The sequence below is a fragment of the Tumebacillus permanentifrigoris genome, assembly GCF_003148565.1.
GTDB classification, from domain to species: Bacteria; Bacillota; Bacilli; order Tumebacillales; family Tumebacillaceae; genus Tumebacillus; species Tumebacillus permanentifrigoris.
In genome coordinates, this window is sequence record NZ_QGGL01000005.1 from 256,070 (window position 1) to 281,223 (window position 25,154).

Consider the following 25,154-nt stretch of genomic DNA (forward strand, 5'->3'; position numbering starts at 1 on the left):
TTGACAGGCTCGTTGACTGCGCCTGTTGCAATCCTTTTTATTAAGAGCCGTTAGTCCTCCAAGAGGTGAAAGGCGACCTTGAAAGCGTCCCTTTGGTATTTGTTGATGTTTACGCTTTCGACATCGACCTCATGACGCCGCACGGTCGCGGATAACGTGGTGGCGTGGACGAGGCTCGACGGCAGATCTAAGGTCTGGATGATTCCCTCGATTTTGAAGGAGATCGGGCCTCCGCTGAAGTCGCCTTTGGTTGCGCGTTCTTTGATTCCTACGGTGCTGATGGCGTGTTCCTTGAAGTAGCTGGTGATCGCTTGTTGGAAGGTTTGTACGGCACGTTGAGCCTTGGGGTCTTCGAGTTCGATTTTTTTGACCTTGGTGTTGATCAGTTCATAGTTGCTTTTGGTTCCTTGCAAGGTGACGACGATGGCCTGAGAGCCTTTGATCTCGATGCCGCATACGGTTGACAAGATGGAATTCCTCCTAGATGTGCAGCTTCTTCCCTTGATTATACTCGCTTTGACGTGACCTTGGAGCACGTCATGACATATACCTAATAAAAAAACGACAGGTAGGTATCGTCCATGACTCCGAAATATACCCCTTGGGAAGAACATCAGTTTTGGCTGCGCATCTTGGAGGAGCACGCGACCTTTGTCCGCGATGCGCTGTCAGTGGAGGAAACGCAGTGGGTGGCGTTGAGCCGGCAGTACGTGGCTGCGTTTCAAGCACTGCGCACGCGATTGGAGGGTCTGGACCCAGCGACAAAGGCCTCTGCGCCGGAGATGGTGGCGTTCGCGCAAGCTGCGTACCCAGTCGCCAACGGATACTTCCTCTTGGAAGGGCACTTGCAGAGACTGCGCATCCAAAACCAAGTCGTCCTGTATCTGACCCCGACGTACTTCAACGGAACCTTGAATGAAAATGCGGAGTATCTGCGAATCTTGGCGTATTACAAGAGCGGACAGGAAGCGCCGTTGTTGCCGCTCGATGCCATCATCGACCTCTGGCTAGAGGACCAATTGGGTCACACCTTCCTGTTGCACAACTTGCTGGACCCTGTGGAGCAAGGCCTCAGTCAACAAACGCAGGTGTTCATCCAGCGCTTCAACGCCCACGTCCTCACCCACCACCACCTCAAACAGTACAAACGTTTCTTGCCAGAAAAGTCTCCCTACGAGTTGCGGTTTATCGCAGAGTTGGTCGCGACGGTGCAGGGTTTTACACAACTGGCGAGACAGGTGGTCGAGTTGTATGAAAAACAGCAGGTGCTCAGTCGCCTGACACTCCAGTTTATCGAACACCATTTCCCGGAGACCTGCTACTTTTTGCATAGTCTGTCGCTGCATGTTGAGGGTGTGACCGAGGCGGGTTGTGAAGGAGTTTAGCAAAATAGAGAGCCTCGTTAGACGGCTCTCTTTTTTTCATGCCCCGCTCGTCCGTCTCAGCAATGCTCAGGTAGATTCCTGTATCTTGTTGAACGTCAGGCTTTGGTAGAGGTCGTCGACTGTGGTCCCTAACCGTTTCGCGAGATTGGCGATCGTCAGCGCACTCGGGAGGCTGGCCGCCACGTATGGTTCCTTTCGTTTTTTCGAAATAAAAAAACCGCCTTGAGTAGAGGCGGTTGCTGTTCTACATGTGAAAAACGTGAACTTCCATCGGGTCAGGCCCATCCACATAGGCTACAAATACATGATTAGTCCCCCACTGTGCAGTTGAGAGTACGAACGCACTGATGACAAGTACCCCTATCACAAATCCCTTTCCTAACTTTCTCACTCTACATGCCCCCCTCTGTGCAATAACTGTTCAAGTGCTTTGTTTGAAACCTCGTACGCCTGCTGATGGTTTCCTTGACTTTCAAATGCTTTTGCGCAAATTTGCAATGATTTTGCACTATCCGCATATAAACCCATTTTAGCACATATTTCACTTGATCTCTGCGCATTTACAATGCTATTTTCGAAATCTTTCATTTTCAGGGAATATTGCGACTTCGAACGGTAAAAGTAGCCTAGTACAAACGTATCCTCAACGTCCATTTTTTGTACCTGACGAGCGGCTTCCTGGTAACAGATCCCAGCTTCTTCGAGATCCTCGTGCTCCAGGCAGACGAGCAATGCTCTGGCCAGGGAGATGACACTTCTGCCCAGATCACCAAACGTTTCAAAGTCCGCTGCAATGGCGCGAAGCTTTTGAATCGATTTTTTGTAGTCGTTTTTTGATTCGATTTTATACGCATACAGTTGCTTGACCCGATTGGCTTCATGTAGCAAGTTTAAACTTTCATACAACGAACGGGCCTGCAGCAATTGAGTAGGGTCTTCCGTTTCAACCGCCAATGCAAATAAAGTATTGGCCACACTTTCCATGTCTGAAATCGACTGGAAAAATTGATGAGCACTCTCTAAGTATCGCATCGCGTCACTCTTAAAGCCCAATTTCCCACAAATCAACCCCATGTTGAAGAGCACTCGCGCCCCCAGCAGATTGAGTTGTGGAAACTTCAAGCTCAATGTATAAGCTCGCTCATACGCAGAAAACGACTTTTCATACTCGGTTTGTCGATAGTAGGCATTCCCTAATTTATTGTAGAGCGTGCACAGACTTTCATCCTCAATGGTTTGGCTACTTTCTTGTTGCTCTAAAAAGGGCAGCAGAATTTCTACAGCGGTTTCACTTTTCTTGATTTTAATACAGCAATCCACCCGGTTTATCAGGAGCTCAACTCGTTGATGATCCAGCAAGTCAGCGCGCTGATCGATTTCATCGATGAGCGCAAGTGCGTGGTGGAAATCGCACTTTTCAACATACACCCGAACGATGTCAATCTGAAAACCAGCCTCCATCTGTTGCTCCTGCATCCCCATGATTTCACGCAGGGGCAACCCGAGCTTGTCCGCCAGCTTTCCAAGCATGGTAGCCGAAGGGTAGTACCGATCCGTTTCCATATGGCTGATCACAGAAATAGAGCAGATCCCTTCTGCTAATGATGCTTGAGAATAGCCCTGTGCATTACGAATTTGTTTAAATCGTTGCCCGATTGTCAAAGTTGAATCCAGTAACAAACCTCACACCTCCTCAGAACTATTTTTGTTTTGTACTTAATATAATAACATAGGAATTACTTGTTGTATACAAACTTACACAGCAAATAGTTTCGTTGAGAGAACTTCTCTACATCGGTTACTTTGTAGACGATTGAAGTACAGAACCCAAGTATCATTATTGAGGATTGACATGCTACACACTACCTAGATCTACGTTTCAAAACTGGAGGAAGCCACACGTTTCTAGAGATGGTTTTCACCCGGTAGACGGTTGGGGGCGAACGGGGATTCTGGTTGAATTAGATGGTTGAATAGATGGTCGCAAAAAAGAGAGCCTCCTTGGTAGGGCTCTCTTTTTCAACTCGCTGTATGCTTACCCGCCAAACGTGAACCACGGCCCTTTTTCACTGGGGCTTAGTTCTGTGCAAAAATAGCAGCCATCTTATCGAGACACTGCTCCAAGCCCATTTGGGACAGCTTCATCATCTCACCCTCAGTCCAGCCGTACTCCGTCACGGTCATTTCTGTTTTGTTGTCACCCAGATCTTTGAAGGTTACAGTATGACATTGATCCTGTGAGAAATCCTCAGGCATGCCAAGCGCAGCTGGGTCCATTTTGTTACCGTCTTCGTCGGCTGTGTTGTGTATGTATTCGATCCGCTCCAACGGCACGATTTCCCTATACTCCCAAATACTGTAAAAGTCTCCGTATTCTGGTGAACTCATGCAGACAAGTGACGTCCCCCCTACTCGGAAATCCATTTTGGCAACAGGTGAGGTAAAACCATGGGGTCCCCACCACTTCATGACGAGCTCTGGGTCGGACCAGGCTTGCCAAACCTGCTCGACTGGTGCGTCGAAAACACGAGTGACGACGAGGTCAAGCTTGTTTATACGATCAGGATTATGATTCGTCAAAAGAACTACACCCTTTCCTACTAAAAAGTTATGTCGGGAATAATTATAACATAAGAAAAGGTTGTTTCCTCATCGGTAACGCATAAAAAGGACGCCAAGAAAAACCTTGGCATCCTTTTTTTACACTACCTACAATCCCCCAAATCATCCACCAAACGTAAACCAGCTCTTCACCGTCCGCTTAAACAACGTCCACATCCCGGCCTCACCGCAGTCAGCCGCCGCAACCAGATCGGTCTTTGCGATCTCGTTGCCGCCTTGCTTGATCACGATGCTGCCGACGACCTGCCCCTTTTTCACGGGAGCTTGGATCTCGTTGACGATGATCTCCGACTGGTACTCTTCTTTCTTCGTACCTTTCTTCATGAGAATCCCTACCGTGTCACCTGCGAGCAGTGCCAGTTTCGGGGTGTCCCCTTTGTCGATCTCCACCTGCTGAACCTCTTGGCCCTTCTGGAACAGGACTTCCGACTTGTAGTTGGCGAACGCGTAGTCCATCAACTGCGAAACTTCCGAATTGCGCACCGGCGAGGTCGGCTCACCCACCTACCCCAATTAACGAGTGGCGGAAAAACCACTGAGTAGATGCTGTTCCTTGTTTTTCTGTCTATATCTAATTGTATTTCTACAACCATTTACACCACTATTAGATGAAAAACAAAATTGAACTAGGGTGCTTTGTTCCTCCAAACTACTGCTTTACTAACTCATTTCGTTGAAGAATTTTGTTCCACGCATCATCAAAGTTATTTTTTAAATTATATGATATATCCAACCTCATAATCTCATTCGCATAAATACTACACACATTATTGACATATCCTTTTCCATCCCCGTATAAAGCTTGTGCCCTTGCCCAAGAAGACCCTTGAAATGAAGAAAGAAAATTCCTTTTTAATAACGCTTTCAATTCATCTCTTCGTAATAAATACTCCTCATTAAAACCCTTTATAAACATCTTATAGTCTATCTCATCTAATTTCGATATATTTTTATACCCCAATATTTCATTGACTTTCTTGATTAAATCATTTTTCGCATCTCCAAAAATGTGATCAAAGGTCTTTTCAATAACATTGCTGAAGCGATGGTAAAAATTATACGCATAGTAATCCCCACGATATCGATTGATTGCATCCAATCGACTAGGATGAATCTTTCGAATCTCATTATCCACGAAATCCTTAACTACTTGAGCAAGTATATTTTGAGGCGAAGTTCTACCGATAATATCCTCATATAACTCCTCAAAGTTTTTCATTGCATATCCACCGTCTTCAAAGTCGTATTTCAACTTTTCAAAGGCATTTTTTACATCCTGACATTCCTCGAAAATTCGTTGTTTAACTATTTCACCATTACTTTCAATCATCCCCAAAATATCTTTTTTATCTGGGGAATTTGTCTTGGAGTTGAAGAAGATCAGGTTTCTCTCATTAAAGTCTACCCTCTCTTGCTTCATTTTGGACAATATATCATCTGTTTTGAAATCAATACCTGTTTGAATATCATTTGCAACTCCATCATCTGTCATTACCTTCTCAGCTTCATCACCGTTAACATTAATAAAAATATAAAAATTATCTCTATTCTCTTTTGTGATACGTGTCTTAATCGTTTCTAGAATTTCCTGTGATGGTGCAGATTTAATACTATCAACAAATATCAAAATGCAATCATCCTGTTGGTTATCAATATAGTTTAATATATCTTCTCTTTTAAAGGACCCAACTTCGTTCTCCGCTGCAATATCAGAATCTATACCTCTAGTATCCACGATAGATATGACGGAAGAAAAACCTCCAAAATCAATCAGATCTTCAGTGGCATACAGTATAATTTTGTTCGGTATTTTGACAGTATCTTCCTTACCTAGGTTAATCCTTGTGAACTTTTTCTGAATATCCGAAAAATACTTACCATTATTATCTTGCTCACACTTAACAATGGTATTGGTTCTTTCAGGTAAATTAAGTCTCCTTACTACCTCGTCTTTAAAACATTCAAAATTATCAAACTGTTCACAGAGAGATTCAATTTCTTTTACCTTCATACCAAGCATATTTCTAATCGAACGTCCTATCTCTGTCGGCACGTACAAATTTGAACTATCATCTGTTTTTAGAAAGGCTGAGCAGAAATCAGAGATGTATTGATTCATATACTTATCTTCAATCGGGATTATCTCAAAATAAGAATATTGTTCCTCACTCTTCCTAATCTCTACTTCACAAACGGTTGTTCCCCCAGATCCCGTTGACAATAATTCTTCTTGACCATTAATTAAGTCAAATAGGTTTAATATGGTAGTTGTCTTACCTATACCTTTCCTCCCGATAAACACAAATTTATATTTATCCTTTTCTAGTTTTTTGTTCAATATTTTCAAATATGGAATGTACTGTTTATATTTTCCTTGTTTATCATCATTAATTCTCAGGTCTTCTCCTTTCTCAATTTCCTGTTCAATCTCACTGATCAGTCCCATAGCGTCAAAGTTGCTTCCCATCAAAATATCCCCCTTGTTATTTAGAAGTTGTACCTAAAATAATCTCTAAATTTCGCCTCTCATAACACATATTCCATAAACATGCTTTTTATCCTTCATTGTTCCTCTATTGTTTAGTGATTTTCTTCAAAAATGTGGAGCCAGTTGATACTCAATAGATTACCGCTAACCTACATTTTCGTTATAGTGTTAATTTACCTTCGCTGGTAATATTGAAAAAACGTTAACCCGATCTTCCCCCCCATGACCAAAGGCTGAGTGAAAAAACAGGCTAATCCTCGTCACAATCTATCGGGACCGAGCGGCCTTGCTCGTCCTCGCGGGTATGTGGAGTGTACTTACTTGAGGGGTTGACGAACGTAGAGTTCGAGCTAATTCAATGTATCGCTCCGTGGTTTCATGTCGGAGAGAACGCGGAGAGTCACCGAGAAGTATTGAATACCTTACAAGCCTCTCGCTGTTCGAGTTCTGTCGAAGTATTAACACGAACTACGCCAACAAAGAGAAGGCATATAGCCGAAAAGGGATTCCATCGCTCCTCAAATACATCAAGGAGGAAACAGCAGAATCATTTGGAAAAGACTTTGAAATGAGGGAATGGATTGGATAAATTTGTAACACTCTCAATCCGAGCGTCCGAGGCATTTTAGTGTAACAGGCGGTTCGGTCGTATTTTGTTGAGAGATGATAACTACCAATTTGTCGTGATCCGACTATGACATTTCGGAATCCGATAACCAGTACTTCGAAATCAACTAGACAATGACAGAAAATCAAGTAATATTACATCTACTCAGTGGTTTCGCGACACTCGTTTTTGGGTTAGTTGGGCGAACCGACCTCGCCGGAGCGCAATTCGGAGGTTTCGCAGTTGATGGACTACGCGTTCACAAACTACAAGTCCGAAGTGTTGTTCCAGAAGGGCCAAGAGGTTCAGCAAGTGGAGATCGACAAAGGGGACACCCCAAAACTCGTGTTGCTGACAGGTGACACGGTAGGATTCCCATGAAAGAAGGCACGAAGAAAGAGGTGTACCAGTCGGAGATCATCGTCAACGAGATCCAAGTTCCCGTGAAAAAGGGGCAGGTCCTCGGCAGCATCGTGTTCAAGCTGGCGGTGCGGAGATCGCGAAGACCAATTTTGTCGCGGCAGCCGACTTGGGGAAGCAGGCATGTGGACCTTGTTCAAGCAGACCTACGATCTGACACGATCTCTCCCTCCTCCCCTTGTAAAATCTAGACAACAACGGCGATGCAACGTTTCGTTTGCGAGATAGTGTAGCATCAGAGTTTCATCTGCTATTGTGGCTTCTGATTTAGTAGCTCTACCGCCTCGAAAAACAAGCATGTAGTAATACTCGATTCCCTTCTGTCTCGAAAACTTTTTCACGGCCCATTCGTGGTAATCCTAGGCATGCTAGTGGTTCATCGCCAAGATTTCGCAGACGTATTGACCATTCACTTAAACCTTGAATCACTTGCCCTCTTCCGCCCAGAACACGAGAGTCACCCTCACATGATCCCCTGTCACGCAAATGGACGAAGAGGCAGACATGACACCCCATGATAAGCTCCCAGACTTTTTCGTTTCGCACCCGTTCTTCAAATTTCCGTTAAGCATCAAGACTGCTTGGCACAGGTCGTCGTATTAGTCGCGATTTGCACGAACTATGCCGATCCTCCTCCTAACCGAATCAAAAAAGGGCCGCCACAAAGGGCAGGCCAGGTCAGCGTCTCTTCGATGCCAAAGTCCGCCGCCGCAATCTCGTCAATGGACGGGGGTAATCAAAATATTCACAAACAAATGAAACTTTCATTACATATGTCCGTATATATCAATAAAGAATAATGGAATGGAAGTGATCTCAGGATGCAACTCGACCCAAAAGAGTTACTAAACTTGTTGAAAAGCCTTGGTGTAACATATCTATATCATGCAAACACAGTAGGTACAGCATGCACGTTTCTTCGAAACGGAGGCTTACTGTCCAGAGGAGGGGTTGCTTCCCGTGGAGTGTTCCAAACCTATCAAAAGTCCGACGATCTGGATAAAGAATACGGCATTTGGAACGATATTTTTTTAGATAATTTTGATATCCATCAAAAAAGAAAAATTCAAAACTTCTATGGCCCTGTTCTATTCATTTTTCATGTGGACCTCTTAGAAATAAATGGGCTTCCCCCGCTGTGTATTACAAAGACCAACCCTACAGATTGGAGGAATATCGACATTTCTGATAGATATTATACGTCAATAGAGGAACTTAGAAATAGTCCGTACTCGGAGGGGGACTATTTCCGAATGATAACATTGCGCAACACTTTATCTGTCTTACCCTTTAACCCCTATTTGGTTCAAATCTTCCTTGATTTTCCTCATATACGTACCGGCGAACAGCCTACACTGTCTCATGCATATCTAGCTTTGATGCAAGCAGCGTCAACGGGTGGTATTGATACCCGAAAAATAGTAGGGCGATATTGTGATGATCACTGTAATTGTTATACCGAATCAAGTTATGGCCCCACGACGAAAGACAGAACAATACGTCGATTCTTCAAATTAGGTACCTAAGTCATTAGCCCGAAAAAAGCCAAGGATATCATATATCCCTGGCTTTCGTTTTGATTCGCTACCCTACCCGTGTCCAGCCCATCCCTATATCATTCCTATTTTACCCCCCAAACGTAAACCAGCTCTTCACCGTCCGCTTGAACAGCGTCCACATCCCGGCCTCACCGCAGTCAGCCGCTGCAACCAGATCGGTCTTCGCGATCTCGTTGCCGCCTTGCTTGATCACGATGCTGCCGACGACCTGCCCTTTTTTCACTGGAGCTTGGATCTCGTTGACGATGATCTCCGACTGGTACTCTTCTTTCTTCGTACCTTTCTTCATGAGAATCCCTACTGTGTCACCTGCGAGAAGTGCCAGCTTCGGGGTATCCCCTTTGTCGATCTCCACTTGCTGAACCTCTTGGCCCTTCTGGAACAACACTTCCGACTTGTAGTTGGCGAACGCGTAGTCCATCAACTGCGAGACCTCCGAATTGCGCACCGGCGAGGTCGGCTCGCCCATCACCACCGCGATTACGCGGAAGCCATCACGCTTGGCCGAAGCGCTCAGGCAGTACTTCGCCTCACCTGTGAACCCGGTTTTGATCCCGTCCATGCCAGAGTAGAAACGCACGAGCTTGTTCGTGTTGACCAGCCAGAACGGTTTTTCCGAATCCTTGCGCAGATAATCCTGATACGCACCCGTATACTGCGTAACTCGCTCATGCTTCACCAACTCGCGGGACATCAGAGCGAGGTCGTGTGCCGATGTGTAGTGGTTCTCCGTCGGCAACCCGTTGACATTGGAGAAGTTGGTTTCTGTACACCCCAACTCCTTCGCACGGTCGTTCATCAACTGTACAAACCCTTCCTCAGACCCGGCGATGTGCTCCGCTACGGCGACCGCTGCGTCATTCCCGGACGCGATCGCGATGCCTTTGAGCATCTCTTCCAAGGTCATCTGCTCGCCCGGCTGCAAGAAGATCTGCGAACCGCCCATGCTCGCCGCATACTCGCTGGTGTTGATCTTATCATCCCACTTCACTTTCCCCGAATCGACCGCTTCCATGATCAGCAACATCGTCATGACCTTCGTCACCGACGCCGGGGGCAGTTTCTCGTGGCTGTTTTTCTCAAACAGCACGGTGCCCGTCGCCGCATCCATCAGGACGGCTGACGACGCTTGCTTGGCGAGCTCAACTTGCACCGCCGGCTTTTTTTCAGCAGCCAAGGCCGGTGCGGCCGAGGCAAACAACAGGGTGGATGCACACAGGAACACCATCGATTTGCGCCCGACAAAAGTTCTCAGAGACATGTTGAAACCTCCCGATACTTACAGTTTCTGACTTGGCTTTTGTAGATTGTGTTTCCTCCGCTTGTTTTATCCTGAAAAAAGGAATTGGAAATATTGCGAACTTTTGTAGTACTATTGAAAGCATCAACCTGACCTCTGGAGCGTGCTCTCATGAACCCGTACTTCTCCATCCACGGACTTGACCATCCCTTCCATCTGTTCAACTGGCAACACAACCTCGCGATGTTTCTGCTCCTCGTGGCTGTCCTCATCGTCTACACCCTGCGCCAAAAACTGCGTGAGCCGCTTCCCAACCGCTGGTTCCGCTACGTGATCGCCGCCGTCCTCGCCCTCAGTGAAATCGCCTTGGAGTCCTGGCAAGCCGCGCAAGGGGATTGGTCGATCGACTTCTCACTGCCCTTGCAACTCTGTTCGATCTCACTCCTGCTCTCGATCGTCATGATGTTGAACAAAAGTTATCGGTTGTTCGAGTTTCTCTCTCTCGCGGGTCTCGGTGGGGCGCTACAGGCGATCATCACGCCCGACCTCGGCAATTACGCGTTTCCACACTTTCGGACGTTTGAGTTCTTCATCGGGCATGGGGCGATCGTGCTGGCGTGCTTTTTCATGGTCTTCGTCGAAGGATACCGCCCGACACTCGGCTCGGTCTGGCGCTCGCTGGCCGCTCTGAATGTCCTCGCCGTGCTCATCTATGGCCTCGACCTGCTGATCGGGGGCAATTACATGTTTCTGGTACACAAACCGTCAAATGCGTCGATCCTCGACCTGATGGGTCCGTGGCCGTGGTACATCCTGTCGCTGGAAGGTCTGGCGCTGGCGATGCACCTGTTGCTTTTTGCCCCGTTTTTCCTCCTAAAAAGCTACAGCAAAAACCCCTCTCGCTACTAAAGCGGAGGGGTTGCTTTTTTAGTGGGTTCCGTGGTTCCCATTATACTTCTCACGGTATTCTTCCTTGCTGAGGCCGGAATCCGCACGGTAATGGTCGCGGTATTCAAAGGACCCACACATGGTTCCTTTGTTGGTACCGACGATGTCGTTCCCGTTCGACGTGACTTCAATCACATCGGCACTACAAGCGGTCTCTTTATTGTAGACGCACTCTTCTACTTGGCATTTCACTCCTGCTGGCATCGGCTTCACCCCCTATAGAGGTAGTCTTGCCTTGCCAACAGGTCGCTATACCCTAGACGAAGCGTTCCGTGCCCTGTTGCGTCACCACGCCAAAAATCAAGCGGTGATTCGGCTGTTTCTGCTCCGACAGCTCATACGCACGCTGCAGGCGCTCGGTGACTTCGGCCACTCGCTTCTCGTCGTTGACATGCAGCGTCGCAATCGCTTCGCCTGCCTCCACACGATCGCCAACTTTCTTGTGCAGGACGATGCCGACAGCCAGGTCGATCTCCGATTCCTTGGTCTCACGGCCCGCACCGAGCAACATCGCACCTGTGCCAACTTCCTCGGCGTGGATGTGTGAGACGAATCCGGTGCGCGGAAGCGTCACTGGGATTTTTTTCGCAGCTTGCGGCAGGCGGGTCGCATCATCCACAACCGATGCGTCTCCACCCTGTGCGGTGAGGAAGGTTTTGAAGGTCTCCAACGCTCGACCGCTCTCCAACGACTCGTGGAGCTTCGCGCGCGCTTCCATCGCATTGCCAGCAACGCCCGCCGCGACCACCATGTAGGAGCCGAGCACGAGGCACAGTTCGGTCAGATCGGCCGGACCTTGGCCGCGCAGGGTGTCGATCGCTTCCTGTACTTCCAGCGCATTGCCGATGGCATAGCCCAACGGTTGGTCCATGTCGGAGATCACAGCGATCGTGTGGCGACCGACGTTTTCCCCGATGTTGACCATCGCTTCTGCCAACGCAAACGAACCTTCCAGCGTTTTCATAAAAGCGCCCTCGCCCGTCTTGACGTCGAGGACGATCGCGTCCGCTCCGGCGGCGATTTTTTTGGACATGATCGACGAGGAGATCAGCGGGATCGAGTCGACGGTCGCCGTCACATCGCGCAGGGCGTACAGTTTCTTGTCCGCCGGGGCGATCGAACCGCTCTGGCCCATCAGCGCCGCCCCCTTGGAGTTGACTTGCTCGATGAATTCTTCCTTGCTCCGCTCGATCGAGAAGCCTGGAATCGCTTCCAACTTGTCAATTGTGCCTCCGGTGTGACCGAGGCCACGACCAGACATTTTGGCAACCGGCACACCGACCGATGCGACCAGCGGGAGCAGGACGAGCGTCGTGGTATCGCCGACGCCGCCGGTGGAGTGCTTGTCAACTTTGACACCCTTGACTTGGCTGAGGTCGATCTGGTCACCTGATGCTGCCATCGCCAGTGTCAGGTGGGCGGTCTCCTCCGGGGACATGCCACGGATGAAGATCGCCATCGCAAGGGCTGCCATCTGGTAATCCGGAATCGAATCGTTGGTGAAGCCTTGGATCACAAAGGAGATCTCCTCTTGGCTCAAGGCGATCCCATCGCGTTTTTTATGGATGATGTCATACATTCTCATAGCCCTATACCTCTTTCACAATCGCTTTGACGAGATTGATGAAGTTCGCCTTGGCTTTCTCGGTGGTCTCCATGACTTCCTCATGGGTCAGCGGCTGGTCGAGTATGCCTGCCGCCATGTTCGAGATGCAGGTGATGCCGAGCACTTTCAGCCCGGCATGGTTGGCGACGATCACTTCCGGCACGGTCGACATGCCGACCGCATGGCCGCCCATGATCCGAAACATCCGAATCTCAGCAGGTGTCTCATAGGACGGACCCGAGACGCCGACATAGACGCCCTCGCGCAGTTCGATGCCTAAGCCCTTGGCGATCTCGTGTGCTTGGGCGCGCAAGGCTTTGTTGTAGCCGTTCGACATGTCCGGGAAGCGCGGTCCCAGTTCGGCCTCGTTCGCACCGATCAGCGGGTTGCGTCCGGTCAAGTTCAAGTGGTCGGAGATCAACATCAAGTCGCCCGCGTTCCACTCGGGGTTGATGCCGCCAGCCGCGTTGGTGACGAGGATGATCTCCACGCCCAGCGCCTTCATGACGCGGATCGGAAATGTTACTTCCTCCAGACTCCATCCTTCATAGAAATGAAAGCGGCCTTTCATCGCGATCACTTGTTGCCCCGACAGGTCCCCGATCACCAGTTGCCCCGCATGACCCGCCACGGTGGAGACCGGGAAGTTCGGGATCTCGCCATAGGGGATGACGACCGGATTTTGCACTTCATCACCCAGCACGCCCAGGCCAGAACCGAGCACGAGCCCGATGCGCGGCGCATGCGCTGTGAGTTTGGATTGGATAAATTGTTTCGCTTGATCAATTTTCTGCAGCAGAGACAAGTCGATCTCCCCCTGTAATTAGACGATACGGTTCAAGAAACTCTCACCAAAGCCGGTGCCTTGGACGCCAAAGTTCTCCGCGATGGTTGCGCCGAGGTCAGCGAAGGATGTGCGCAGGCCGAGATCAACGCCATGTTTGGCGTTTTTGCCATAGACTAGCAGCGGTACATTCTCGCGGGAATGGTCGGTGCCTTCGGTGGTCGGGTCGCACCCGTGGTCAGCAGTCATGATCAGCAGGTCATCCTCACGCAACGCGCTGAGAATTTCCGGCAAGCGCTTGTCGAAGTCGAGGATCGCTTGTGCAAAACCATGCGGATCGTTGCGATGCCCATAGAGCGCGTCAAAATCGACAAGGTTGGTGAAGACCAAACCACGCTCGACTTTGCCCATCATCTCCAGCGTTTTGTCCACGCCGTCCATGTTGTTTTTGGTTCCGACTTTGTCATTGACGCCGGAGCCGCCATAGATGTCGTAAATTTTGCCGACACCTGCAACCGTGAAGCCCTTCTCGTCCATCTCATTCAACACAGTACGCCCGAAGTCGCGGGAATAGTCATGGCGATTCGATGTGCGGGTGTACTCCCCGTTCGAGCCGATGAACGGACGTGCGATGACGCGGCCGACCGCATGTTCGTCGACGAGCAATTCACGGGCGATCTTGCACATGTTGTATAGTTCTTCGAGCGGAATGACTTCCTCGTGGGCGGCAATCTGGAACACAGAGTCTGCCGAGGTGTAGATGATCGGGGAGCCCGTGCGGACATGCTCGTCGCCCAGTTCCTTGATGATCTCCGTGCCGGATGCCGGCTTGTTGCCGATCGTTTTGCGGCCGACGCGTCGTTCGAACTCGTCGAGCACTTCTGGCGGGAATCCGTTCGGGTAGACGGGGAGCGGCTTGTCGAGCTTCACGCCCATCATCTCCCAGTGGCCGTTGGTGGTGTCCTTGCCTGCGGACTGCTCCTCCATCAAGCCGTAGTTGCCGATCGGCTCAACTGTTGCGGAGACGCCTTCGAGCGGGTGAATCCGGCCGAGGCCGAGTTTTTCCAAGTTCGGGACGTTCAGCCCCCCGACGGCCTTCGCGATGTTGCCAATCGTGTTGGCGCCGAGGTCTCCGTATGCAGCCGCATCGCGCGATGCGCCGATACCTACGCTGTCCAGAACGATAATCACAATGCGGTTAAACGACATGTCTATGTACCTCCGAGAATTGGATTTCATGCTGTATAGTGTACCCTTCTATCCTTAACTTACCGCAAAGGTTAGATGTCTGACAACCCCAATCCTATGCAAAAGGAAAAAAGCCTTGGGTTCGCCGCCTGCTGCGACCCAAGGTTTTTTCGTCGTCACGCACCTACAAGTTTCACAAGCGTCACCTGTGCCCGGTTCAAGAAGCGGATCGGAAAACGCGACGTGCCCAGCCCGCTACATATATACAGCCTCGTGGTCTCATCAAGTTGGAACAGACCCTTGTCATACTTCGGAAAAAGCCCTTGCGTGGGCGCATATACGGCTCCAAGCAACGGGAACCGGACTTGCCCGCCGTGCGTGTGCCCGGAGAGGATCAGGTCTGCGGCGCGTTCGAGACCCGCACCGCGTCTGATGATCATCGGGTCATGGGAGAGCAATAGCAGGAATCGCTCGTCGGGTGTGACGTTTTGCATCGCTTGGTGGATGTCGTGGTGGTGAGTGCAGGCATCCCCTACCCCGACGATTTGCAAGTCACCAACAGGCGTAGCAAGCGTCATCGAGGTGTTGTCCATCAGCGTGACCCCACGCGCTCGCAAGCCCGCCAGATAGTCGTCAAAACGCTTGTGCTCCCAGTCGTTGTTTCCCGTGACGAACAGGACGTCCGGCGCGATGGTTTTCAAACGTTCTATCTGTGAAAACGCCAGATCGAAGGGGATGTTCGCCCCATCGATCAAGTCGCCCGTCATCGCGATCAGATCAGGCTTGGTGCCTTGCATCTGCTGCCAAAATCCTTCGCTCCAGCGCAAGTTGTGGATGTCTGTCACTTGCAGGATGCGCAGTTCTTGCCCCCGCTGGAGTTTCGGTGTGGGAATCGTGACCTCCACGACTTTCGGAAAGGAGGTTTCCCAGATTACTTCAGCCAAAACAGCCAGCAGTAGGAGTACGGCTATCAAGAGGAGAAACCAGATCATGTTGTACGCCCTTTCGTGAAACTTCTCAACCTGCTATGTACAAAAAACACAGGAACCTGACCGATTCCTGTGCGGATCACGTATTGGATTAGGCCCGTGGGTGCGCCTTGGCGTAGACTTCCTTCAGGCGCGACTTGGTTAAGTGCGTATAGATTTGCGTGGTCGAGATATCCGCGTGTCCGAGCATCTCCTGCACGGCACGCAAGTCAGCTCCGTTCTCCAACAGGTGCGTGGCGAACGAGTGACGCAACGTATGTGGGGTGATTTCTTTGTCCACCGATGCGGTGTGTGCGTATTTTTTGATAATCTTCCAGAAGCCTTGGCGCGAGAGTCGCTGGCCGTGGTGGTTGAGGAACAGCGATTCCTCTGCCGGGTTGCGCGAGAGTTTCACTCGACTGCGCAAGATATACTCCCCGACCGATTTCAACGCCACCGTGCCGAGCGGAATGATCCGCTCCTTCGAGCCCTTGCCGTAGCACTTCAGGAAGCCCATGTTCAAGTTGACGTCAGAGATGTTCAACGAGACGAGTTCGGAGACGCGAATCCCCGTCGCATAGAGCAGTTCCAGCATCGCCTTGTCGCGGCTACCCGCGGTGGTGCCGAGGTCTGGCCCTTCGAGCAACGATTCCACTTCACCGACCGTCAAGACCTTCGGCAGGCGCTTCTCGATCTTCGGCGATTCCAAGTTCGCTGTCGGGTCACCGTCGAGCAGGCCATCGCGGAGCAGGAAGCCATAGAAGGCGCGCAGCGATGCCAGGTTGCGCGAGATCGTGGTGGTCGCTCTCCCCTTGCGCTGCAGTTCCGCCAAGTAGGCGATGATGTTCGCCCGACGAGTTTGGTTCAGATCGCGGATGCCGCCGCGCTGGAGAAAGTCGATGTAGGCTGTAAGATCACGGGCGTAGGACTCCAACGTGTTCTGAGCCAGCCCTCTCTCAACAGTCAAGTAATGGATAAATCGTTCAATCAGTTTGTCCATTCAGTAGACTCCTTTGCCCATGCTTCAAACGCTTTCTGTTGAGAAGGAATTTCGTCGGACAATGCCAAATTCCTTCTTTCGGGCAAAAGTTATGTAAAGGAAACTTATTCCCCGATGAGATAGAACACGCCCAACCGCTCCTTGGCTTCCTCCCAAAACGGTTGCTCTCCCGCCTGAGCTTGGTGCCGGGTCGCATCGACTTTGACGGCGTCACGACCAGCGGGGGTACGGTACTTGTCCGTCGGAGCGAACATCTCCTGCACGATCGTGAGGCATTTGAACCCGATAAAACTGAACAGCGCCACATACACCACCAACCGCGCCAGCTGCGAGATCCGCCGCATGGATATGATCATCTCTCCCACCTCCTCCCCCGATTATATGGGGGCAGGGGACAGCCTAGAAGTAAAAAAAGGAAGGTCTCCTCGAGGAGTCCCTTCCTTTTTCCGTTTTACGAACTACGAACTGGTTACGCCAGCACGCTCTCTTTGGTGTGGAACTCGTAGCCGAGCGAGGTAGCGACCGCTTCAAAGGTGACTTTGCCGTTCGCGACGTTGATGCCCTTCGCCAGTGCTGCGTTGTCGTTGCACGCTTGCTTCCAGCCTTTGTTCGCCAGTTGCAGCGCGTAATCGAGGGTCACGTTGGTCAGGGCCAGCGTCGAGGTGCGTGCGACTGCGCCCGGCATGTTCGCCACGGCATAGTGTACGACGCCATGCTTGACGTAGGTCGGTTCGGAGTGCGTGGTGATGCGGTCGATCGTCTCGACAGAACCGCCTTGGTCGATCGCAACGTCAACGATGACAGAGCCCGGAGACATCTGTTGCACCATGTACTCCTTCACAAGTTTCGGAGCGCGTGCGCCCGGGATCAGCACCGCGCCGACCAGCAGGTCAGCGGTTTTGACCGCTTGTTCGATGTTGTAGGAGTTGGACATCAAGGTTTTCACGCGACCGCCAAAGATATCATCGAGTTGACGAAGGCGAACTTCGGACTTGTCGATGATCGTGACGTCTGCGCCGAGGCCCATCGCCATTTTCGCTGCGTTGGTTCCGACGATCCCGCCGCCGACGATGACAACCTTGCCTGGGAGTACGCCCGGTACGCCGCCGAGCAGGATGCCTTTGCCGCCCCACGGTTTTTCGAGGAATTGCGCGCCGATCTGAACGGCCATCCGGCCTGCCACTTCGGACATCGGGGTGAGCAACGGCAAGGAACGGTCCGGCAACTGGATCGTTTCGTAGGCGATGCCCACGACACCGTTGTCAATCAGTGCTTTGGTCAGTTCCGGTTCCGGTGCGAGGTGCAGGTAGGTGAACAACACGAGACCTTGACGGAAGTAGCCGTACTCAGACGCGATCGGTTCCTTCACTTTCATGATCATGTCGGCTTTGCCCCATACCTCTGCTGCTGTGTCGAGCATAATGGCGCCTGCTACTTTGTAGTCTTCGTCGGTGAAACCGCTACCAACACCGGCGTTGGTTTCGATGTAGACGTCGTGACCCCCGTGTTTCAGGGCTTCAACACCTGCCGGGGTGATTGCGACGCGGTTCTCGTTGTTTTTAATCTCTTTCGGAATCCCTACGATCATGTATGTATCCTCCTAGAATTAGTTCAGGATAGTAAATTTGCAAGAAGCGTATCGTGAATACGTTCCTACAAAGTGGTACATCCGTTTTCCGCCTAGTTGCCTTCCTTTGCCAAACAGGAGAAGCAATAGCCGAGGAAACTTACGCGGTGATCGACGATCTTGAACTTGTGATCGCGCTCAACGCGTTCTTCGAGGTCGTCGAGCAAGTCCTCAATCTCAAACAACGACCCACACTTCAGGCAAATCAGGTGGTGATGATGGTGCGGATGGTCCTCTGAGCGAAATTCATAACGCGCCACGCCATCCCCGAAGTTGAGTTTCTCGATGATCTTCAAATCGCACAGCAGATCCAGCGTCCGATAGACGGTCGCCAACCCGATGTCTGAAGCTTTTTGCTTCACGAGCATGAAGATCTCCTCCGCACTGAGGTGAGCTTCTTCGTTTTCAAGCAGGACCCGCAAGGTGGCTTCGCGCTGAGGGGTAAGCTTGAAGTTTTCAGTATGTAGCTGTTTCTTGATCTGATCCATTCTCTCTTGCATTGGAAACTCCCCCTGCGCAGACCTGTCAAAATCCTATTCCATTATAACCCTATGAAATCGCAATTTCTACATCCGAACGAAAAAAGAAGTAAAACGGTTGTCTGTCGGCAAACGTTTCGTCAGAACATGGGTGCTTGTACGCAGAATCCCGTCGATGGAACACCACAAAAAATCGCAGCCGCGAGATCCCGTTGACTGGATCGCGGCTGCGATTTTTTGGGGATTGCCCCCTACAAATTCGGTTTCTTCATAATCTCCAGCATCCGATCGAACGAATCCGCTTGGTTCGGGTCGTCGAGCGCCAGTTTGTTTTTGCCGGTATGACCACAGGTTTGGCAGCGATGGATGATCATGTAGCCTTTTTTCTTGTGGTCTTCGATCCCGATCGGTTCGAGCAGTCCGCCGCAGTTGGCGGCGCGATCCCCTGGGTTGATGTCGAGGTGTTTGGAATAAAAGCAAGCAGGACAATGGTTGCGGCAGGAGCCTTGTGCAAGCGGCTGTACCTCTATGCCGCACTGCTCGCACTGGAAGGATTCGTTGATGACAGTAAACTTGCGGGACATCTGGGTTACATCTCCTAGACTTAAAGTTGCGGGATCACCGCTCGCATCAGCGCCGGCGATACGTAGCCTTCCACAAAAGCTGCGAGGATCATCGCCACGGCGATACAGGTCACGAGGCCCGTGTAGCTCAGGAAGCTGCGATAGAGCATCGAGCCGCCGCCGACGGTGCGCGGCTGGCTGTTCGAGAAGCGGCTGCGCACGAGGCTCAGCGAGAACGAGATCCCGGCCACCCCGCAGATGATCAAGGCGGGGACGTAGATCAAATTCTGCGGCAGGATCGCCGCCAACGCAAACAGCACGCCCTTGGCTTGGAACTGGCTGACGATGACCCCGACGGTGAAACCGATGACGAAACCCTTCATAAAAATCAAGATCACGATCACAGGCAACCCGATGATCGACAAGCCGAGAATCCACATCAGACCTGTGGTTTTCAGAAAACTCGCCACCGAATGCCAGGTGATCTCCGAGGGCGTCGTGCCCGTTTCGTCGAGGTTCAAGGCTTTGAAAAAGCCGTGCAGCGCGTCATGCAAGGACGTGGCTTGGTCTGCTGAGAGCGCACTGACGACGATGGCGCCAAATAGGATGCCGATGAAAAACAGCACCGTGGTAAACACAAACAAGCTGCTCTGGTCTTGCAGATATCGTGAGACGTTGAGTTTGACTTGACTCATCGTGAGGTCCTCCCTTTGTCCGACTGTTAGTACAGCCTATGACGGGCAGGAGGACTCTATGAATCTTTTTCAGGTCAAAATTTTGCCGTAGATTCCGCCGCCCCCGACGGAGATCGGCAGTTCGCCGCGTCGGGCGCGCGCGATGTCATGCGCGATCCTAGCCCCCACCACTTCCGCGATCTGCTCCTCCGTGGCGCGGTGCAAGACGTTCATCTCCGTCCCGAAGTGGTCGAGCAACTTGTCAATCGTTCGCTTGCCGACTTTGGGAATGAAATCGAGCGGGATCTGGTAGTGATAGGGCGGTCGATGCGGCGGGTGTACGGGCTCCTGACGATCCGCAATCGAGAGGATGCGATCGTGTACGCCACGCACGATTTTTTTCGATCCGCACGCGGGGCACTGCAAACTCTCAATGCGCTCCGTGTCGAGCACCGTGTCACAGGCCGCGCAGAAGGTGCGGTGGTACTTGCCAAGCTTCGGCTCCAGTCCGTAGTTGGCGGTGACCGCCCGACCCTCTGTGCGCAACAGCGCTTTTTTCACCTCATCAAAGGTCGGCGCCGCCAGCCGGACTTTGTTGTACTCCCGCCCGATCTTGGCCAGCGAGTGGGCATCGGAGTTGCTGACAAACGTGATGTCATGGTGCTCAGAAAACAGATCGGCAAGCTCCGAATCGGAGGACAGCCCCAGTTCAATCGCGGTCAGATGCTTCAGATCAACCATCTCGGACACGCGAGACACGCAGTTGCCGAGCACGCTTTTGTGCGGGGTGAAGACATGGTTGATGATGAAGAGGCCGCCCAGTTCTGTGCATTTCTGCTGCAGCTCAAACGAGGTGCAACGAGCGCGTTGCGAACTGAGCACGCGGTTGGTGACCCGCTCGCCCAGCCAGTCGGAAAAGATGCGCATCGTGGCGATGTCGCGCATCCACACGCCAAAATGCGCCGCCCCGCCCTGCGGTCCAGACGTCTCCACCTCTGCGCCCAGCAAGAGGGTCGTCTTGCCTTCATAATCGTAACCGCCGCCCGCAAGTTCGGTCAGCACCCCATCTGCGACAAACTGTTCGATCTCTTGGAGCACCGGTGGGGAGACGGCGTCGATGATGCCGATGATCTCAATGCCTTTGCGCTCGCCCGCCTCGCGGATGATCTCAAAAAACGTCAAGTCCCGCGAGGCGGTGATCTTCACCGGCTGGTTGCCTTGCGTCCGCCCGATATGAATATGTAGATCGAGAAAAAACTCGTGCAGTTCGTCCGACATCTGCCTACTTCCCTTCGCGCATCCGTTCGCGCAACCACCAGTAGACCAGTGCCACCGTCTTGGCATCGGCGATCCGACCGTCGAGGATCATCTGTTCTGCAGCCTCCGCCGTGACGTGCAGGACGTCAAGGAACTCGTCTTCATCGAGTTTTTGCTCCACCATCGTCAGGCCGGTCGCGACGTAGCAATGGATCAATTCATCTGCAAATCCAGGGCTGGTGTAGAACGAAGTGATGTGCTTCCACTCGGCTGCTTGGTAGCCAGTTTCTTCCTCTAGTTCACGCTTGGCGGAGGTGAGTGGGTCCTCTCCGCGCTCGAGCTTCCCCGCCGGCGTCTCGATCAGCAAGGAGTTCGGCGCTTTGCGGAATTGGTTGACGAGCAAGATCTGGTCGTCCGCCGTGATCGCGAGGACTGTGACCGCGCCGGGATGCAGCACGACTTCTCGCTTCGCTTGCTTGCCGTTGGGCAACTCGACCGTCTGCACAGTCAGCGTGATCACCTTGCCCTCATAGATCGTCTCGGAGTTCAGTTGTTTTTCGATCAAATGGTCTGCGTTGCTCATGACTTTTTTCCTCCTCCGGAATAACAAGTCCGCTCCCGGAATAGACTGGGAACAACTTCAGTCGGACAAGCCGGGAGGGAATGACATGTTGAAAACGATGATCACCGAAAACAGCCTGCGCATGGCAGGCAAAGGCTGGCAAGTGCGCGCCCTGCTCCGCCAATACGCAGGCAGCAACCTCACGCTTCAACAATTTTTGGAGCGGAATGCACCTGCTGCCAAGACGACCCGCTAAGCTTGCGCTTAGTCGGGCGTTTTTTTTGTCGCGCCGCCCATTCGCCTGCCGCCCCTGCTGCGAGGAAAAACGCAGGGTCCTCGTCAAGAGTTCGCCCCATCGTTCTTAATGGTACTGGAAAACGCGGTGCTGCGTCCAGTATCGAACTCCCCGAGAGCCCGACGAGGCGGTGTTTGAGGTGCAAGCCCGACTCGGTGATCTGCTTCCAGACGGTTGCCGCTTGGTCGTCGTCGAGGTTCGGGAGCGGGAGTGTAGCCTGTGCGAGCGCAACACGCCCGAGCGCGGTGATCGTATGGTGGGACAGGCCACGGTGGCGTTCCCGTGCATCGGCAAAGGAAATCCGCGGGACGACGACCGCCTCGCCTGCCAGAGCATGCACCGCATTCACCGCTTGGCCAACCTCGATGCCTGTGTGACCATAGCGTGTGCCTGTGCCGACAATCCCCGGGCCCATGCCGCAGAGGATGATGTCCGCGTGCAGAACATGCTTCGCCGCAAGCAAGCCGCTGTAGAGATTGACCGCTTCAAGGTCGCCGCCATAGGCGTGACCGACCGTGACGGTCGCCGTGAGCAGTCCGTGCTCCTTGAGCGCAGCGATCGTTTTGGAAAAATGCATCGGGAGCGCGCCACCATCTGTCATCACATACACGACGCGAGGCTGGGTTGCCTGCTCCTCTGCGATCATCTCGTGGTGAAACGACATCGCCACCGCCGGGATCATGCTGTGCAGTTCGCAGATCACAACCGGCGTGTTCTCCAGAAATTCAGCCTCTCGCATCACCTCATGCATCGGGTGGCTCTGTTCCTCGACGGCGTGTACGGCGAACTGGTGCGGGGTGTAGCGAAGTTTCATGATATGCCCGTCCCCGCTCCGTGCGGTGGACGGGCTTTTTCCTTCGATGCTGACCACGAAATGCACACCGCCCGTGCCCAGTCCGAGCCGGACAGCGGTCGTGTTCAACAAGACGGTGTCCCCAACCTCTGGCTGGTCGAGCAACGCCGGGTCGGGAAATGCGCGCTCCAACTCCCCATTCACTTCAACCACCAATTCATGCTCCAGCACCGCCGCGACGGTGCCGCGCTCCAATCGGGAGTTCATCGCGCCTCCACCCCCGCCCGTTCAGCAGCCGTCTGAATGATCCCGACCACGAGGCGCGTGGCATCGACCAAGTCTTGGACACGCAAATTTTCCTCGACGGTGTGGTCTTGGTTGGCACCGACGCCGAGGTTGACGGCCGGAATTCCCTTGGCATTCAGATTGTTCGTGTCACTGCCACCCCCACGCGGAGCCAGCTTGGGCTCGATCCCCACCCTGCGCAGCCCTTCCTGCGCGAGGCGCACCACTTCATCCTCGTCGCTCAGGTTGAAACCGTAGTAAATTTTCTGCTCGGTCACCTCGACTTTCGCGCCCCATTTCTCACCAGCCATCTGAAACGCTGAATGCACCTTGCTCAACTGCTCGCTGAGTTTCTGATCGTTGCGACTGCGCACTTCGCCGAGGATCTCACAGCGGTCACAGACGATGTTGGTCTTCTCTCCGCCTTGGATCACGCCGATGTTGATCGTCGTCTCTTCGTCGATGCGGCCCAGTTTCAAGTTCGAGATCGCATCAGCCGCGACGGAGATCGCGTTGAGCCCGTCCTCTGGATTCACGCCAGAGTGTGCAGCTTTTCCGTAGATGAGCACAGTGAAATCGACCTCCGTCGGCGAAGCGACGATGATCGTGTCGGGCGGCCCGCCAGAGTCCATGACAAATGCGTAGTCGGCGTGGATCTTTTGCTGATCGAGGTAGAGCGAGCCATACAGCCCGGTCTCTTCGGCGATCGTGAAGGCGAATTGCAAGTCGCCGTGCTCGACGTTGCTTTCCTGTAAAAAGCGGATCGCTTCCAAAAGTGCCGCAATCCCCGCCCGGTCGTCGGCCCCGAGAATCGTCTTGCCATCGGTGCGGATCACACCGTTGTCGTTGTGTGTCTGGATGCCGGGTGCGGCGACGACGGTGTCCATGTGCGCGGTGAACAGCAGTTTCGGCGCTCCTTGCACCGTGCCTTTCAGTGTCGCGATCACGTTGCCCGTTTGCTTTTCATGTTCGAGCAGATGGCGCGTCTCCTTGCCCACGCCGCGCAGGACTTGATTGCCCGCTTCATCCTCGATCACATCAAGTCCGAGCTCCCGCAAGGTTTGTAAAAGATGATCGGCCATCGGCCGCTCAAAATACGAAGGGGTGTCAATCTTCACGAGTTCCAAAAACGTATCGAGCACGCGCTGTTCGTTCAGTTCCACCGGACCTCACTCCTCTGCCAAAAATGTGAAGGTGTTCCTAAACTAGTATGCGCTGGAACCGGGCATTCTAAGACAAAAGGAGGAAGCTCATGCTCGCAACCTATGACGATCTGCTCCACAAACTGCTCAGCAAGTATGACCCGGTTCGCTTTCGCAAGCAGTTGGCGGTGGAGTTTCAAGGCCCGCTGCCGACGTTGCCCGAGGAATTGGCAGTCTTTTATAAGGAAGTCGGCCCCAACGAATTGTACTTGCGCGCCAACGGGCGGGAGTTCTACATGCCAGCCCTGCACCGCCTCGATGATTTGGAGCAACCGTACCAAGATGCGCTGGTGTTTTTGGTCGTCGATGACGCGCATTGGGTGCTCTACCACACGTCAGGACGCGTATTCTCGCACGATGTAAAAGCCAAGCGGCTCACGAAGATCGGCGATAGTCTCCCCGATTTCCTGACGGCCTTCACCGAGATTGCAACCTCAGACGACCGCCAACGGGTGGAGACGTTGCTCCAGCAGTTCGGTTATTGAAAAAAGAACCTGCGTCTCACTCTGGTCAAGACCCCATTTTGTAGACAGTGAAAAAAGACCCTAAGCCGCAAGCTGGCGCCTGTATTCGACAGGCGTCAGCTTGTTTAGTTTAAGTTG

General features: G+C 52.3%; 27 protein-coding genes. 6 read left to right on the plus strand and 21 right to left on the minus strand.

The window, feature by feature from the left end:
* Positions 1-50: 50 nt before the first annotated feature.
* Positions 51-467: a DUF3010 family protein gene (locus C7459_RS07740; protein ID WP_170119345.1), complete on the minus strand. Its 417-nt coding sequence runs from the start codon at positions 465-467 to the stop codon at positions 51-53.
* A gap of 114 nt (positions 468-581) precedes the next feature.
* Between C7459_RS07740 and C7459_RS07745 the strand changes: the two genes are divergently transcribed.
* A complete protein-coding gene (locus C7459_RS07745; RefSeq protein WP_109688047.1) occupies positions 582-1,385 on the plus strand; it encodes a DUF2935 domain-containing protein in 804 nt (267 codons plus the stop codon).
* Between the two features lie 387 nt (positions 1,386-1,772).
* Here C7459_RS07745 and C7459_RS07755 read toward each other — a convergent pair whose 3' ends face one another.
* The 4 genes from C7459_RS07755 to C7459_RS07770 all read right to left on the minus strand — a co-directional run bounded on the left by C7459_RS07755 (position 1,773) and on the right by C7459_RS07770 (position 6,474).
* The gene (locus C7459_RS07755) at positions 1,773-3,065 is read right to left on the minus strand and encodes a helix-turn-helix transcriptional regulator (protein ID WP_109688051.1); all 1,293 of its coding nucleotides are present in this window, start codon (positions 3,063-3,065) and stop codon (positions 1,773-1,775) included.
* 396 nt (positions 3,066-3,461) lie between these two features.
* A complete protein-coding gene (locus C7459_RS07760; protein WP_211320359.1) occupies positions 3,462-3,965 on the minus strand; it encodes an SRPBCC family protein in 504 nt (167 codons plus the stop codon).
* A gap of 144 nt (positions 3,966-4,109) precedes the next feature.
* Complete coding sequence (locus C7459_RS07765; RefSeq protein ID WP_109688053.1) at positions 4,110-4,511, minus strand: hypothetical protein; 402 nt, start codon at positions 4,509-4,511, stop codon at positions 4,110-4,112.
* Positions 4,512-4,656: 145 nt separating this feature from the next.
* On the minus strand, positions 4,657-6,474 hold the full coding sequence (locus tag C7459_RS07770) for a hypothetical protein (protein WP_109688056.1): 1,818 nt from the start codon (positions 6,472-6,474) through the stop codon (positions 4,657-4,659).
* A gap of 874 nt (positions 6,475-7,348) precedes the next feature.
* On the opposite strand from C7459_RS07770, the gene C7459_RS23975 reads away from it, so the two are divergent.
* Together C7459_RS23975 and C7459_RS07780 are read left to right on the plus strand one after the other, a co-directional pair.
* The gene (locus tag C7459_RS23975) at positions 7,349-7,483 is read left to right on the plus strand and encodes a hypothetical protein (RefSeq protein ID WP_281272756.1); all 135 of its coding nucleotides are present in this window, start codon (positions 7,349-7,351) and stop codon (positions 7,481-7,483) included.
* Positions 7,484-8,343: 860 nt separating this feature from the next.
* Complete coding sequence (locus tag C7459_RS07780; protein WP_146200970.1) at positions 8,344-9,048, plus strand: hypothetical protein; 705 nt, start codon at positions 8,344-8,346, stop codon at positions 9,046-9,048.
* A gap of 100 nt (positions 9,049-9,148) precedes the next feature.
* Here C7459_RS07780 and C7459_RS07785 read toward each other — a convergent pair whose 3' ends face one another.
* Positions 9,149-10,342, minus strand: a complete 1,194-nt coding sequence (locus tag C7459_RS07785) for a D-alanyl-D-alanine carboxypeptidase family protein (RefSeq protein WP_245884441.1) — start codon at positions 10,340-10,342, stop codon at positions 9,149-9,151.
* 150 nt (positions 10,343-10,492) lie between these two features.
* On the opposite strand from C7459_RS07785, the gene C7459_RS07790 reads away from it, so the two are divergent.
* On the plus strand, positions 10,493-11,230 hold the full coding sequence (locus C7459_RS07790) for a YwaF family protein (RefSeq protein ID WP_109688063.1): 738 nt from the start codon (positions 10,493-10,495) through the stop codon (positions 11,228-11,230).
* Positions 11,231-11,248: 18 nt separating this feature from the next.
* On the opposite strand, the gene C7459_RS07795 is transcribed toward C7459_RS07790, so the two are convergent.
* The 13 genes from C7459_RS07795 to C7459_RS07855 form a co-directional block, all read right to left on the minus strand.
* Positions 11,249-11,473 (minus strand): DUF1540 domain-containing protein, encoded by a 225-nt coding sequence (locus C7459_RS07795; RefSeq protein WP_109688065.1) that lies wholly within the window; start codon positions 11,471-11,473, stop codon positions 11,249-11,251.
* A gap of 52 nt (positions 11,474-11,525) precedes the next feature.
* Positions 11,526-12,854: a pyrimidine-nucleoside phosphorylase gene (locus C7459_RS07800; protein ID WP_146200971.1), complete on the minus strand. Its 1,329-nt coding sequence runs from the start codon at positions 12,852-12,854 to the stop codon at positions 11,526-11,528.
* A 4-nt stretch (positions 12,855-12,858) separates the two neighbouring features.
* Positions 12,859-13,671: a purine-nucleoside phosphorylase gene (locus C7459_RS07805; RefSeq protein WP_109688134.1), complete on the minus strand. Its 813-nt coding sequence runs from the start codon at positions 13,669-13,671 to the stop codon at positions 12,859-12,861.
* 27 nt (positions 13,672-13,698) lie between these two features.
* Positions 13,699-14,868 carry a phosphopentomutase gene (locus C7459_RS07810; protein WP_109688067.1) on the minus strand — a complete coding sequence of 390 codons (1,170 nt, stop codon included), beginning with the start codon at positions 14,866-14,868 and terminating at the stop codon, positions 13,699-13,701.
* A gap of 155 nt (positions 14,869-15,023) precedes the next feature.
* A complete protein-coding gene (locus C7459_RS07815) occupies positions 15,024-15,839 on the minus strand; it encodes a metallophosphoesterase (RefSeq protein ID WP_109688069.1) in 816 nt (271 codons plus the stop codon).
* Between the two features lie 88 nt (positions 15,840-15,927).
* The gene (xerD, locus tag C7459_RS07820; RefSeq protein WP_109688071.1) at positions 15,928-16,815 is read right to left on the minus strand and encodes a site-specific tyrosine recombinase XerD; all 888 of its coding nucleotides are present in this window, start codon (positions 16,813-16,815) and stop codon (positions 15,928-15,930) included.
* A 104-nt stretch (positions 16,816-16,919) separates the two neighbouring features.
* Positions 16,920-17,171 (minus strand): DUF4227 family protein, encoded by a 252-nt coding sequence (locus tag C7459_RS07825; RefSeq protein WP_109688073.1) that lies wholly within the window; start codon positions 17,169-17,171, stop codon positions 16,920-16,922.
* A gap of 113 nt (positions 17,172-17,284) precedes the next feature.
* Positions 17,285-18,403, minus strand: coding sequence for an alanine dehydrogenase (ald, locus tag C7459_RS07830; protein ID WP_109688075.1), 1,119 nt, complete (start codon positions 18,401-18,403; stop codon positions 17,285-17,287).
* 92 nt (positions 18,404-18,495) lie between these two features.
* On the minus strand, positions 18,496-18,942 hold the full coding sequence (fur, locus tag C7459_RS07835) for a ferric iron uptake transcriptional regulator (protein ID WP_109688077.1): 447 nt from the start codon (positions 18,940-18,942) through the stop codon (positions 18,496-18,498).
* Between the two features lie 230 nt (positions 18,943-19,172).
* Positions 19,173-19,505 (minus strand): RNHCP domain-containing protein, encoded by a 333-nt coding sequence (locus C7459_RS07840; protein ID WP_109688079.1) that lies wholly within the window; start codon positions 19,503-19,505, stop codon positions 19,173-19,175.
* Positions 19,506-19,525: 20 nt separating this feature from the next.
* Positions 19,526-20,179: a stage II sporulation protein M gene (gene spoIIM, locus C7459_RS07845; RefSeq protein WP_109688081.1), complete on the minus strand. Its 654-nt coding sequence runs from the start codon at positions 20,177-20,179 to the stop codon at positions 19,526-19,528.
* Between the two features lie 69 nt (positions 20,180-20,248).
* Positions 20,249-21,436 carry an endonuclease Q family protein gene (locus C7459_RS07850; RefSeq protein ID WP_109688083.1) on the minus strand — a complete coding sequence of 396 codons (1,188 nt, stop codon included), beginning with the start codon at positions 21,434-21,436 and terminating at the stop codon, positions 20,249-20,251.
* A gap of 4 nt (positions 21,437-21,440) precedes the next feature.
* Positions 21,441-21,998, minus strand: a complete 558-nt coding sequence (locus C7459_RS07855) for an NUDIX domain-containing protein (protein WP_109688085.1) — start codon at positions 21,996-21,998, stop codon at positions 21,441-21,443.
* 85 nt (positions 21,999-22,083) lie between these two features.
* Here C7459_RS07855 and C7459_RS22960 point away from each other — a divergent pair, with 85 nt between their 5' ends.
* Complete coding sequence (locus C7459_RS22960; protein ID WP_146200972.1) at positions 22,084-22,233, plus strand: Z-ring formation inhibitor MciZ; 150 nt, start codon at positions 22,084-22,086, stop codon at positions 22,231-22,233.
* Here the strand turns inward: C7459_RS22960 and C7459_RS07860 are convergent.
* Together C7459_RS07860 and C7459_RS07865 are read right to left on the minus strand one after the other, a co-directional pair.
* Positions 22,178-23,332 carry a DUF3866 family protein gene (locus tag C7459_RS07860; RefSeq protein WP_109688087.1) on the minus strand — a complete coding sequence of 385 codons (1,155 nt, stop codon included), beginning with the start codon at positions 23,330-23,332 and terminating at the stop codon, positions 22,178-22,180. The genes C7459_RS22960 and C7459_RS07860 overlap by 56 nt on opposite strands.
* The gene (locus C7459_RS07865) at positions 23,329-24,513 is read right to left on the minus strand and encodes a M20/M25/M40 family metallo-hydrolase (RefSeq protein WP_109688089.1); all 1,185 of its coding nucleotides are present in this window, start codon (positions 24,511-24,513) and stop codon (positions 23,329-23,331) included. The genes C7459_RS07860 and C7459_RS07865 overlap by 4 nt, the downstream gene beginning before the upstream one ends.
* An 89-nt stretch (positions 24,514-24,602) precedes the next feature.
* Between C7459_RS07865 and C7459_RS07870 the strand changes: the two genes are divergently transcribed.
* Complete coding sequence (locus tag C7459_RS07870; protein WP_109688091.1) at positions 24,603-25,037, plus strand: hypothetical protein; 435 nt, start codon at positions 24,603-24,605, stop codon at positions 25,035-25,037.
* The last annotated feature ends 117 nt before the right edge of the window (positions 25,038-25,154 follow it).